The following is a 10,623-nucleotide window of genomic DNA, read 5'->3' as shown; positions in this document are numbered from 1 at the left end:
CAGGCCGTCGGCGTCGCCTTCGGCCCGGAGCAGCCGGTGGGTCTGGCTTTTGTGGTTTAAATGGTGCTCGACCTCGCCCACCGCCCGCCAGGGGGCCGGCGCGGGCGCGGCCAGCGGCGCGATCTCGGCGGCCGCGCCGGCGCGCGGCTTGTCGGGATAGAGTTCGGGCAAGGTCGGACCAAACCGCGCCAGGCTGTAGCCGCCGGCCACGCAGGCGATCCCGAACAGGATCAGGGCGCCGACCCCAAGGCCGGTGCGGCGGCGCGAGCCGTAGGAGCCAGGATCGCGCGGGGCGGACAGCTGGTCGCTCATGTCGAACGGTCTATCAGATTCAGCAGCGCCGCTTCGAGCGGAAAGGGCGCGGAGGTCAGGCCGGCGAGCGGCGTGTCGGCCAACGGGGCGAGCACCGCCTTGGACAGCCCCAGCACCTTGAGCCGCGGCTGCGGATGGACCGCCAGCACGGCGGCCAGCGCCTGCGCGCCCTTGGCCGAGTGCACGAGCGCGACATCCACCTCGCCGAGCCTGGCGACCTGGTCCGGCTCCAGCACCGCCGGGGCGGTGTCGTAAAGGGTCAGGGCGCGGACTTCGACGCCGGCCCGCGCCAGCGCCCCGGCCAGGTCCCCGGCCAGCTCGGCCGCGCCCGGATGCAGCACCGCCCCGCCGATCTCGTTCCGTCGCGCGGCGATGCCTTCGGCCAGAGCGGCCACGTCGCCGTCCGCCGACAGCACCCGCCGGAATCCGACCTCGCGCGCGGCCTGGGCGGTGGCGGCCCCGACCGCGAACACCTGCAGCGAGCGATCGGCGCAAGCCTGGGCGAAGGCGCGCAGGCCGTTGGCGCTGGTGAAGGCCAGGGCCTTGACGCCCTCCAGGTCGATCTGCGGGTCCTCGACCATCCGCACGGCCAGCAGCGGGGCGACGAGCGGCGTGTGGCCCAGCGCGCGCACCCGCGCAGCCGTGGCCTCGGCCCCCGGCTGGGCGCGGGTGATCCAGATCTTCAGGGGACGCTGACTGCTCATGGCTCAGCTGCAACCCTGGAGAGGCGCCGCGCCTGAATCAATCCGCTGCATTGCAAAAAGGCGGCTATTCCGGCGGCAGGATCAGATCGCCGCCCTCGGCCTTCACCGCCGCGCCCAGCGACAGGCCCAGCGCCCGCGCCGCCTCCTGCGGGTCGGCCGAGGCCGACAGCTCGGCCGAGCCCTCATGGCGGAACTTGTGCGCCCCGTCGGCCGACAGCGCCTCGACGATCAGGTGCAGCGACCCGCCCGACAGCCGCGCATAGGCGCCGATCGCGGTTTTGCACGAGCCTTCCAGCGCCGTAAGGGCGCCGCGCTCGGCCGACACCGCGACCGCGGTCGGGGCGTGACGGATGGCTTCCAGCCAGGGCTTGCCGATGTCGCTCGTCCGGGTCTCGATGGCCAGCGCCCCCTGGCCCGGGGCCGGCGGATAGGCGACGGGGTCGAGCAGGCTCTGCGGCAGGTGGCCGAGCCCCAGGCGGTTGAGCCCGGACATCGCCAGCAGGATGCCGTCGGCCTCGCCCGCGGCCAGCTTGGCCAGACGGGTGTCGACATTGCCGCGCAGCATCCGCACGTCGAGGTCGGGGCGGCGGTGCAACGCCTGGGCCTGGCGGCGCAGCGAGGCTGTGCCGAGGATCGCGCCCTGCGGCAAATCCTCCAGCTTCTCGACCTTGTGGCTGAGGAACGCGTCGCGCGGATCCTCGCGTTCGGGGATCGCAGCGATGCACAGCCCTTCCGGCAGCAGCGCCGGCATGTCCTTCATCGAGTGCACCGCGCAGTCGATGGCGCCGGTCAGCAGCGCCTCCTCGATCTCCTTGGTGAACATGCCCTTGCCGCCGATCTCCAGCAGCCGGCGGTCCTGGACGCGGTCGCCGGTGGTCGTGATCACCACGATCTGGGTGACGGCTTCCACCTCGGCGGGGTTGGTCGGGTCGGCGCCGAGGGCGGCGGCGATACGGCGCTGGACGATGCCGGTCTGGGCCAGCGAAAGCTTGGAGCCGCGGGCTCCGATCCGGACGAGCGGTTGCGTGGGCACGACGCGCAGTCTACCTCGGCGTTTCAAAGGAAGCCCCGGCCTATAGGACCGGACCGAATGCCGCAACCGGCGGGAGCCCTTAGTTGACAGAGCCGCTGACCGTCCTTGGCCTCGAAACCAGCTGCGACGAGACCGCCGCCTCGGTCGTGCGGCTGGGCGGCGAGGGCCAGGTCCAGGTGCTGTCCTCGGTGATCGGCGCCCAGTTCGCCCTGCACGCCCCCTATGGCGGCGTGGTCCCCGAGATCGCCGCCCGCTCGCACGTCGAAACCATCGACGCCGTCGCCGCCGAGGCGATGAAGACCGCCGGCCTCGGCTACGGCGACCTCACCGGCGTGGCGGCCACCGCAGGCCCCGGCCTGGTCGGCGGGGTGATGGTCGGGCTGTCGTTCGGCAAGGCCGTCGCCCTGGCCCGCGGCCTGCCGCTGGTCGCGGTCAATCACCTGGAAGGCCACGCGGTCTCCGCCCGGCTGGCCGCCGACATCCCCTATCCGTTCCTGCTGCTGCTGGTCTCCGGCGGCCACTGCCAGCTGCTCAGCGTCGAGGGCGTCGGGGCCTGCAAGCGGCTCGGCTCGACCATCGACGACGCAGCCGGCGAGGCCTTCGACAAGATCGCAAAGTCCATGGGCCTGCCCTATCCGGGCGGGCCGGCGCTGGAGAAACTCGCCGAGGGCGGCGATCCCACCGCTTACGAACTGCCGCGCGCCCTGCTGGGCCGCAAGGGTTTCGACTTCTCGTTCTCGGGCCTGAAGACCGCCGCCGCCCGCTTCGCCGCCACGGTCGAGACTGACGCCCAACGCCGCGACCTAGCCGCCGCCGTCCAGGCCGCCATCGCCCGCCAGCTCTCCGAGCGCACCGAACGGGCGATGATCGCCTATGCCGCCGAGCGTACCGGCCAACCCCTGCGCTTCGTGGTCGCCGGCGGGGTCGCCGCCAACAAGGCGGTGCGGACCGCCCTGCAGCAGATCGCCGAGCGGCACGGCTTCAGCTTCGACGCGCCGCCGCTGGCCTACTGCACCGACAACGCGGCGATGATCGCCCTGGCCGGGGCCGAGCGCCTGGCGCTCGGCATATCCGACCCGCTGGACGCCCCCGCCCGGCCGCGCTGGCCGCTGGACCCGGAGGCCGCCGCCGCCAATCCCACCCACGCTTTCGGCCGCAAGGGAGCCAAGGCATGAAGACCGCAGGCGTCATCGGCGGCGGAGCCTGGGGCACCGCGCTCGCCCTGGTCTGCGCGCGCGCCGGCCTTTCCACCACGCTCTGGGCCCGCGAGCCAGAGGTGGTCGGCGCGATCAACGAGAGCCGCGAGAACAAGACCTTTCTGCCCGGCGTGATCTTCGACGCCCCGGTGCGGGCGACCGGAAGCCTCGCCGAGCTGAGCGAGGCCGACTTCGTGCTCAACGTCACCCCGGCCCAGCACCTCCGCGCCAGCCTGGAGGCCTTCCGGCCGCACGCCCGCGCCGGCGTGCCGATGGTCCTGTGCTCCAAAGGCGTCGAGCAGGGCTCGCTCAAGCTGATGACCGAGGTGCTCGACGAGGGCCTGCCCCAGGCGGTCCCGGCCGTGCTGTCGGGTCCCAGCTTCGCCGCCGACGTCGCCCGCGGCCTGCCGACCGCCGTCACCCTGGCCTGCCCAGACGACGAGATCGGCTTCCAGATCGCCGCCGCGCTCAGCCTGCCGACCTTCCGGCCGTACCTGGCCACCGACATGATCGGGGCCGAGATCGGCGGGGCGGTGAAGAACGTGCTGGCCATCGCCTGCGGCATTTCCGAGGGCAAGGGCCTGGGCCGCAGCGCCCACGCCGCCCTGATCACCCGCGGCTTCGCCGAGATGACCCGCATGGCCGTGGCGCTGGGGGCGGAGGCTGAGACCGTCGCCGGCCTCTGCGGCCTTGGCGACCTGGTGCTGACCTGCTCCTCGCCGCAGTCGCGCAACATGAGCGTCGGCCTGGCGCTCGGCGGCGGCCAGACCCTGGAGCAGGCCCTGGCCGGCAAGGTCTCGGTGGCCGAAGGCGTCGCCTCGGCGCCCGCCGTCGTCGCCCTGGCGCGCAAGCTGGAGGTCGAAGCCCCGATCTGCGAAGCCGTCGCCGCCATCCTGGCCGGCCAGGCCCAGGTCGACGAGGCCATCGCCGGCCTGCTGTCGCGCCCGATCAGATCCGAACGCTAAGGGGGACCACCTTGACCATTTTCGCCATCCACTGCCTCGACAAGCCGGCCTCGCTGGAGCTGCGGCTCGCCAACCGCGAGGCGCACCTGGCCTATGCCGGAGGTTTCAAGGCGCACATCAAGCTGGGCGGTCCGCTGCTGGGCGAGGACGGCGGCATGATCGGCTCGATGCTGATCATGGAATTCGACGACATCGAGCAGGCCCGCGCCTTCTCGACGAACGACCCCTACGCCAAGGCGGGCCTCTTCCAGCGCGTCGAGATCACCGCCTTTAAGCCGAGCCTCGGCGGTTTCGCCAACTGATGCGCGACGGCCCCGACAATCCGGCCCGGCCGGGCCCCGGCGTGGCGCTTTGCGCGCTCGCCGACCTGGCCGATCCCGGTTCGAAGGGCTTTCGGTTCCGCCACGACGGCAAGATGTTCGCCGGCTTCGTGGTCCAGGTCGGCGGGCAGATCCGCGGCTATGTCGACTCTTGCCCGCACGCCGGCTGGCCGCTGGCCGCCTGGGACGACCGCTACCTGACCCGCGAGGGCGACCTGATCCTCTGCGGCGGCCACGCGGCGCTGTTCCGCCCGCTCGACGGCCACTGCGTCGTCGGCCCCTGCGCCGACCAGAAGCTCACCCCCTGGCCGGTCCAGGTGGTGGGCGGCCAGATCCTGACCGCCTGATCCTATCCTCGCGCCGGGAACGGCTCGGCGGCGAAGGCGGCGACGTCGTCGACCAGCCCCTGCGCGGCCAGCGTCACCAGCTCGCCGCCCTTTTCCGGCGTCGCCAGCGCCGGGTCCGAGCCCATGCGGCCGTCTGGATAGCGGGCGCGGAAGTCCACCGCCTCGCGGATCGGGCCGGTCGGGGCGATCTGCGGCGAATAGTCGGCGGTCTTGATGGCGCCCGGATAGGCCCACTGGGTCACGGCGATCTCCGACGGGGTCGCGTGGCTGCCGTGCCCGACCGGGAATTGACGGTTGGCCAGGGCGTTGACGCCCTTCAGCTCCCACCAGTTCTTGAGCTTGCAGGCGAAGCCGCGCTCGACCTTGCCGAAGCTGGCCTCGGCGTAGAGCTCGGAGAACGCCGCCTCGATGGTGGCGACGTTGCCGCCGTGGCCGTTCAGGAAATAGATCTTCTCGAAGCCATGGCCCGCCAGCGAGCGGCACCAGTCGCCGATCGCGGCGATGAACGTGGTCGGACGCAGCGAAATGGTGCCAGGGAAGCCCAGGTGGTGCTGGGCCATGCCGATGTTGAAGGTCGGGGCGATCAGCAGGTCAGAGTCCTTCTGCGCCTCGTGGGCGATGATCTCCGGGCACAGCCAGTCGGTGCCGAGCAGGCCGGTCGGTCCGTGCTGCTCGTTCGAGCCGATCGGCACGACCACCGTCTTGGAGCGTTGCAGATAGGCTTCGATCTCTTGCCAGGTCGACAGGTGCAGCAGCATTCGGAAATTCCTACTCAGTCCTGCCGGGGCAGGGGGATCGGGACACACTAGCCCCCGAACGGGGCTTTGATCCAATGGGCGCGCGCCGGTGCGACGGCGTTGCGCAGGCTATTCGAAATCGTCGTCGCCGACGTCGTCGGGACCCGGCTCGTAGATCAGCAGGTCGCCCGGCTGGCAGTCGAGCTCGCGGCACAGGGCCGAAAGGGTCGAAAAGCGCACCGCCCGCGCCTTGCCGGTCTTCAGGATCGAGAGGTTGGCGATGGTCACGCCTACGCGGTCGGCCAGCTCGGTCAGCGACATCCGCCGCTGCAGCAGGACTCGGTCGAGGTTCACGCGGATCGGCATCAGAGCGCTCCCAGGCGAAGTGGGAACGGGCGCGCCGTCAGGGAGCGCGACCCGAGAGAACTGACCATGCGCGAGACGTTCGAAAGATCGGGCATGATCAGATCGTCAGCTCGGCTTCGCGACGCAGGCGCGCGCCCTCACGGAACACCTCGGCCAGCACGAACACGACCAGCACCGAGAACCAGGCGGTCGGGCTGAACTCCGGCTGCGAGATCGCCGCGTCGGGCAGCGCCCAGGCGCCCAGGCCGTAGATCACATAGCGGCCGATTTCCAGGCCCGCCAGCACCAGGCCGATGACCCGCAGACGGCGGACGTTCTCGGGATGGAAGGGATCGCCGGCGGTCAGGGTGGCGAAGATCCGGCGCAGCCGCTCGACGATCACCAGCACGCCGCCGAGATAGAGGCCGGCGGCGGCCAAGCCGCCGAGCAGCACCGGGCCGCCGGCGTCGATCTCGGTCCCGCCGCCGGTCCGGATCGACATGTTCTTGATCAGCTCGGGATTGAAGCTGAAGAGGACGGCGGCCAGCATCATCAGGCCGACGGCGCCGATGCCGATCCACAGGGCGAAGAACACCACGTCGAGGATGATCTTCAGAAAGCTCGATACCGAGCCGGGCCCCAGGGCGCGCATCGCCGTTCTCCGTCCTCTCGCAGCCAGGCGAGCTTAGGCGAAAGCTCCGCCCGTCACCAACGCGGCGATCGGCAGGGCGGCCATCAGCACCGCTGCGACCATCAGGGCGCGGTCGAACATCGTGGACACAAACATGGAGACAGTTCCTTTTCTTCTTATGTTGCGCCGCAGCATATGGCGCTGCGAAGCTTGGCTTTCAATAGTCAATCGTCGTTTTTCGATCAATCGAAACATCGAAAAACGATATTAAACTTTTGCAATGCAGCATGACCGCCCCTGGACTATGGTCCGCCGCCCGTCGTTCCGCCCCCTCGTTTGCAGGTAGATGTCCATGGCCCTGAAGCTCGAACCCGGCGCCAAGCTGGTGGTCGCCACCCACAATCCGGGCAAGGCCCGCGAGCTGGCCGCGATCCTCGACAACCGCTTCGAGCTGGTCACCGCCGGCGAGCTCGGCCTCGGCGAACCTGACGAGACCGAAGCGACCTTCGAGGGCAACGCCCTCTTGAAGGCGCGCGCCGCGGCCAAGGCCAGCGGCCTGATCGCCCTGGCCGACGACAGCGGCCTGTCGGTCGCCGCCCTGGACGGCGCGCCCGGCATCTATTCGGCCCGCTGGGGCGGCCCCGAGAAGGACTTCGCCGGGGCCATGAAGAAGGTCGAGCAACGGCTGGAAGAGGTCGGCGCCGAGGACTTTTCGGCCTGGTTCACCTGCGCGCTCGCCGTCGCCTGGCCGGACGGGCCGGCGGTGGTGGTCGAGGGCCGAGTCGACGGGACCCTGGTGTTCCCCGGCCGCGGCGACCGCGGCCACGGCTACGACCCGATCTTCGTCGCCGACGGCCACGAGATCACCTTCGGCGAGATGGATCCGGTCGCCAAGGACCAGATCAGCCACCGCGCCCTGGCCTTCGCCAAGCTGAAGGCCGCGCTGCTTTGACCGCCGAACTGGGCCTCTATATCCACTGGCCCTACTGCGCGAAAATCTGCCCCTACTGCGACTTCAACGTCTATCGCGACCGCGGCCGGGGCGAGGAGCAGGCGGCCCTGGTCCGCGCCATCGCCGATGACCTCGCCGCCCAGCGCGCCCTGACCGGGCCGCGCGAGCTGGTCTCGATCTTCTTCGGCGGCGGCACCCCCTCGCTGATGGATCCGGCCTGGGCCGGCGAGCTTGTCGCGCTGGCCCGCCGGCTCTGGACCCCGGCCGGCGCGGTCGAGGTGACGCTCGAAGCCAACCCCACCGACGCCGAGGCCAGCCGCTTCGCCGCCTTCGCCGACGCCGGGGTCAACCGCCTGTCGCTCGGCCTGCAGGCGCTGGACGACGAGAGCCTCGCCCTGCTCGGCCGCAACCACGACGCCGCCGAGGCCCGCCGCGCGGCCCAGCTCGCCGCCGCCAGCTTCCCCCGGCTGTCGGTCGACATGATCTACGCCCGTCCCGGCCAGACGCCCGACGCCTGGCGGGCTGAGCTGCGCGCCGCCATCGACCTCGGGGCCGAGCACGTCTCACCCTATCAGCTGACCATCGAGGCCGGCACGGCTTTCGACCGCGCCGTGCGCCGCGGGACCCTGGTCCCGGTGGGCGAGGAGACCGCCGCCCAGCTCTACGAGACCACCCAGGCGGTGCTCGAGGCCGCCGGCTTCGAAGCCTACGAGGTCTCCAACCACGCGCGCGGCGCCGCCGCCCGCTCGCGCCACAACCTCGTCTACTGGACCGGCCAGGACTATGTCGGCGCCGGCCCAGGCGCGCATGGCCGGCTGACCCTGGCCGGCGCCCGCACCGCCACCTTCGCCCACGCCAAGCCGGCCGACTACATCGCCGCGGCCGGAGCCTTCGCCACCCGCGAGACCCTGAGCCCGGTCGAGGCCGCCGAGGAACGGCTGCTCGCCGGCCTGCGCATCGCGCCAGGCGTCGGCTTCGACGAGGTCGCCGCCCTGGGCCTTACCCCCGACCATCCGAAGGTGGCCGATCTGGTCGCCGCCGGCCTGATCGCGCCCGACCGGGCCCGCCTGCGCGCCACGCGAGAGGGCCGCCTGCTGCTCGACCATGTCACCTCCAGGCTTGCGACCTGAGCGATAACCGGCGAAGCCTTGCCCCATGTCGCGTCACCCGCCCCCGCCGGCCCTCTCTGAAGCCCCGCTCGATCCCGGCCTCTACGTCGTGGCGACGCCGATCGGGAACCTGCGCGACATCACCCTGCGCGCGCTGGACGTGCTGGCCGGCTGCGACCTGGTGCTGGCCGAGGACACCCGCGTCGCCGCCAAGCTGCTCTCCGCCTACGGCCTGTCGAAGAAGGTCGAACGCTATGACGAGCACTCGGCCGATCGCAGCGGCCCCAAAGCCCTGGCCTTGCTGGCGCAGGGCGGCCGCATCGCCCAGGTCTCCGACGCCGGCACGCCGCTGGTCTCCGATCCCGGCTTCCGCCTGGTGCGCGAGGCCCTGGCCCAGGGCTCGGCCGTCTATCCGATCCCCGGCGCCTCGGCCCTGCTGGCCGGGCTGTCGGTGGCCGGCCTGCCCACCGACCGCTTCCTGTTCGCCGGCTTCCCGCCGCCCAAGAGCGCCGCCCGCAAGGCGTTCTTCGAGGAGCTGGCCGGCATCCGCGCCACTCTGGTGTTCTTCGAGGGCGGCTCGCGCCTGGCCTCCAGCCTCGCCGACATGGCCGCGGTGTTCGGCCCGCGCGAGGCCGCCGTCGGCCGCGAGCTGACCAAGCTCTACGAGACCGTCACCCGCGCCCCGCTCGACGTGCTGGCCGCCGATCCGAAGATGGACTTTCCCAAGGGCGAACTGGTGGTCCTGGTCGGCCCCGGCCGCGAGGAAGCCGCCACCGCCGCCGACGCCGACACCGCCCTGGCCGATGCCCTGACCCGCCTGAAACCCGCCGACGCCGCCGCCGAGGTGGCCAAGGCGCTGGGCCTGTCCCGCCGCGACCTCTACCGCCGGGCCATGGAGCTAAAGCAGAAGTGAACCTCGTCCGACAGGCGCGCGGGGCGGCGGCCCGGACCGCCGGACGCCGGGCCGAGGTCTGGGCGGCGCTCTGGCTGATGGCCAGGGGCTACCGCATCCTCGGCTTCCGGCTGCGCACCCCGCAGGGGGAAATCGACCTGCTGGCCCAGCGCGGCCGGGTGCTGGCCGTGGTCGAGGTCAAGCAGCGCGCCACCCTCCAGGCCGCGCTCGAAGCGGTGTCGGAGACCCAGCGCGAGCGGCTGCGGCGGGCGGGGCGCGCAATCGCCGCACGTCGGCCAAGCTTGCAAAATATGGCCGTTCGGCTCGATTTGATCGCCCTGGCGCCCGGACGGCTTCCGGTTCACGCCCCTGACGCCTGGAAGGGCGCATAACTCCGAGCGCGATGACCCAAGAGGACGCCGAAAATCTGCTGCGCGAAGCCGGCCAGGCCGCGGACGAGAGCTTCCCGCTCTTAGACGCCGCGGTGGCGTGCGCCGTGCACGAGGACCCGGCCCGCGATCCGAGGCCCGCGCTCGACCTCGCCAATCTGGGCGTCGAGCGGCTCTCGGCGCGGCTGCGCACCGAAAGCCCCGAGGAGGCCCTGGCCGAGACCCTGGCCGGCGATCTCGGCCTGACCGGCGATCTCCTGACCTACGACCATCCTGACAACGCCTGCGTGGTGGCGGTCGCCGAACGCCGCCGCGGCCTGCCGGTGGCGCTGGGGGTGTTCTATCTGCACGTGGCGCGCAAATGCGGGCTGTCGGTCCAGGGCGTCGACTTCCCCGGCCACTTCCTGCTGCGCATCGAGACGCTCGAGGGTCCCCTGGCCCTCGACCCGTTCAGCGAAGGCCGCGTGGTGCTCCCCTCCGAGCTCACCCGCCGCGCCCTGCACGCCGGCCTGACCCCCAACGTCGCCGACCGGCTCGACCGGCTGATGGCCCCGGCCAGCGACCGGGCGGTGCTGATCCGGCTGCAGAACAACGTCTTCGCCCGCGCCGCCGCCGCCGGCGACTTCGGCCGCGCCGAACGCGCCGCCCTGCGCCGGGCCCTGCTCGACCCGCTCGACCACCGGCCCTGGCT

The 10,623-nt window shown here is 71.9% G+C and carries 14 protein-coding genes and 1 pseudogene; 9 read left to right on the top strand and 6 right to left on the bottom strand.

Going from position 1 to position 10,623, the window contains the following annotated elements; genetic code table 11:
• The 3 genes and pseudogenes from OUA97_RS22445 to hemC all read right to left on the bottom strand — a co-directional run.
• Positions 1–312, bottom strand: a pseudogene (locus OUA97_RS22445) (hypothetical protein); the annotation flags it as partial.
• Positions 309–1,016 carry a uroporphyrinogen-III synthase gene (locus OUA97_RS22440; protein ID WP_267234313.1) on the bottom strand — a complete coding sequence of 236 codons (708 nt, stop codon included), beginning with the start codon at positions 1,014–1,016 and terminating at the stop codon, positions 309–311. The pseudogene OUA97_RS22445 and the gene OUA97_RS22440, both read right to left, overlap by 4 nt.
• A gap of 64 nt (positions 1,017–1,080) precedes the next feature.
• On the bottom strand, positions 1,081–2,049 hold the full coding sequence (gene hemC / locus OUA97_RS22435) for a hydroxymethylbilane synthase (RefSeq protein WP_267234312.1): 969 nt from the start codon (positions 2,047–2,049) through the stop codon (positions 1,081–1,083).
• An 83-nt stretch (positions 2,050–2,132) separates the two neighbouring features.
• Between hemC and tsaD the strand changes: the two genes are divergently transcribed.
• The 4 genes from tsaD to OUA97_RS22415 are packed head-to-tail and all read left to right on the top strand — an operon-like array spanning position 2,133 to position 4,877.
• Complete coding sequence (gene tsaD, locus OUA97_RS22430) at positions 2,133–3,224, top strand: tRNA (adenosine(37)-N6)-threonylcarbamoyltransferase complex transferase subunit TsaD (protein WP_267234311.1); 1,092 nt, start codon at positions 2,133–2,135, stop codon at positions 3,222–3,224.
• Positions 3,221–4,210, top strand: coding sequence for an NAD(P)H-dependent glycerol-3-phosphate dehydrogenase (locus OUA97_RS22425; RefSeq protein WP_267234310.1), 990 nt, complete (start codon positions 3,221–3,223; stop codon positions 4,208–4,210). The genes tsaD and OUA97_RS22425 overlap by 4 nt, the downstream gene beginning before the upstream one ends.
• An 11-nt stretch (positions 4,211–4,221) precedes the next feature.
• On the top strand, positions 4,222–4,512 hold the full coding sequence (locus OUA97_RS22420) for a YciI family protein (RefSeq protein WP_267234309.1): 291 nt from the start codon (positions 4,222–4,224) through the stop codon (positions 4,510–4,512).
• Complete coding sequence (locus OUA97_RS22415) at positions 4,512–4,877, top strand: Rieske (2Fe-2S) protein (protein ID WP_267234308.1); 366 nt, start codon at positions 4,512–4,514, stop codon at positions 4,875–4,877. Before OUA97_RS22420 ends, OUA97_RS22415 begins: the two co-directional genes overlap by 1 nt.
• 2 nt (positions 4,878–4,879) lie before the next feature.
• Here the strand turns inward: OUA97_RS22415 and OUA97_RS22410 are convergent, their stop codons facing one another.
• The 3 genes from OUA97_RS22410 to OUA97_RS22400 form a co-directional block, all read right to left on the bottom strand.
• Positions 4,880–5,635 carry a creatininase family protein gene (locus tag OUA97_RS22410; protein WP_267234307.1) on the bottom strand — a complete coding sequence of 252 codons (756 nt, stop codon included), beginning with the start codon at positions 5,633–5,635 and terminating at the stop codon, positions 4,880–4,882.
• A gap of 108 nt (positions 5,636–5,743) precedes the next feature.
• On the bottom strand, positions 5,744–5,980 hold the full coding sequence (locus OUA97_RS22405) for a helix-turn-helix domain-containing protein (protein WP_267234306.1): 237 nt from the start codon (positions 5,978–5,980) through the stop codon (positions 5,744–5,746).
• A 97-nt stretch (positions 5,981–6,077) separates the two neighbouring features.
• Positions 6,078–6,611: a DUF2975 domain-containing protein gene (locus OUA97_RS22400; RefSeq protein ID WP_267234305.1), complete on the bottom strand. Its 534-nt coding sequence runs from the start codon at positions 6,609–6,611 to the stop codon at positions 6,078–6,080.
• A 331-nt stretch (positions 6,612–6,942) separates the two neighbouring features.
• On the opposite strand from OUA97_RS22400, the gene rdgB reads away from it, so the two are divergent.
• From rdgB to OUA97_RS22375, 5 genes are all read left to right on the top strand, one after another.
• Positions 6,943–7,542, top strand: a complete 600-nt coding sequence (rdgB, locus tag OUA97_RS22395) for an RdgB/HAM1 family non-canonical purine NTP pyrophosphatase (protein WP_267234304.1) — start codon at positions 6,943–6,945, stop codon at positions 7,540–7,542.
• Complete coding sequence (hemW, locus tag OUA97_RS22390; RefSeq protein ID WP_267234303.1) at positions 7,539–8,672, top strand: radical SAM family heme chaperone HemW; 1,134 nt, start codon at positions 7,539–7,541, stop codon at positions 8,670–8,672. Before rdgB ends, hemW begins: the two co-directional genes overlap by 4 nt.
• Positions 8,673–8,697: 25 nt before the next feature.
• Positions 8,698–9,564, top strand: coding sequence for a 16S rRNA (cytidine(1402)-2'-O)-methyltransferase (gene rsmI, locus OUA97_RS22385; RefSeq protein WP_267234302.1), 867 nt, complete (start codon positions 8,698–8,700; stop codon positions 9,562–9,564).
• On the top strand, positions 9,561–9,935 hold the full coding sequence (locus OUA97_RS22380) for a YraN family protein (protein ID WP_267234301.1): 375 nt from the start codon (positions 9,561–9,563) through the stop codon (positions 9,933–9,935). The genes rsmI and OUA97_RS22380 overlap by 4 nt, the downstream gene beginning before the upstream one ends.
• A gap of 11 nt (positions 9,936–9,946) precedes the next feature.
• On the top strand, positions 9,947–10,623 hold a 677-nt coding region (locus OUA97_RS22375), incomplete at its 3' end, for a transglutaminase family protein (protein WP_267234300.1).

The organism is Phenylobacterium sp. 58.2.17 (assembly GCF_026411515.1).
Taxonomy (GTDB): Bacteria; Pseudomonadota; Alphaproteobacteria; order Caulobacterales; family Caulobacteraceae; genus Phenylobacterium.
This window is presented reverse-complemented; position numbering and strand designations above follow the sequence as displayed.

What these genes read in the sequence shown, in the direction of transcription:
- OUA97_RS22440 (WP_267234313.1), bottom strand. Translation starts at nt 1,016, where the DNA reads ATGAGCAGTCAGCGTCCCCTGAAGATCTGGATCACCCGCGCCCAGCCG.
- OUA97_RS22425 (WP_267234310.1), top strand. Translation starts at nt 3,221, where the DNA reads ATGAAGACCGCAGGCGTCATCGGCGGCGGAGCCTGGGGCACCGCGCTC.
- OUA97_RS22415 (WP_267234308.1), top strand. Translation starts at nt 4,512, where the DNA reads ATGCGCGACGGCCCCGACAATCCGGCCCGGCCGGGCCCCGGCGTGGCG.
- OUA97_RS22410 (WP_267234307.1), bottom strand. Translation starts at nt 5,635, where the DNA reads ATGCTGCTGCACCTGTCGACCTGGCAAGAGATCGAAGCCTATCTGCAA.
- OUA97_RS22405 (WP_267234306.1), bottom strand. Translation starts at nt 5,980, where the DNA reads ATGCCGATCCGCGTGAACCTCGACCGAGTCCTGCTGCAGCGGCGGATG.
- OUA97_RS22400 (WP_267234305.1), bottom strand. Translation starts at nt 6,611, where the DNA reads ATGCGCGCCCTGGGGCCCGGCTCGGTATCGAGCTTTCTGAAGATCATC.
- rdgB (WP_267234304.1), top strand. Translation starts at nt 6,943, where the DNA reads ATGGCCCTGAAGCTCGAACCCGGCGCCAAGCTGGTGGTCGCCACCCAC.
- rsmI (WP_267234302.1), top strand. Translation starts at nt 8,698, where the DNA reads ATGTCGCGTCACCCGCCCCCGCCGGCCCTCTCTGAAGCCCCGCTCGAT.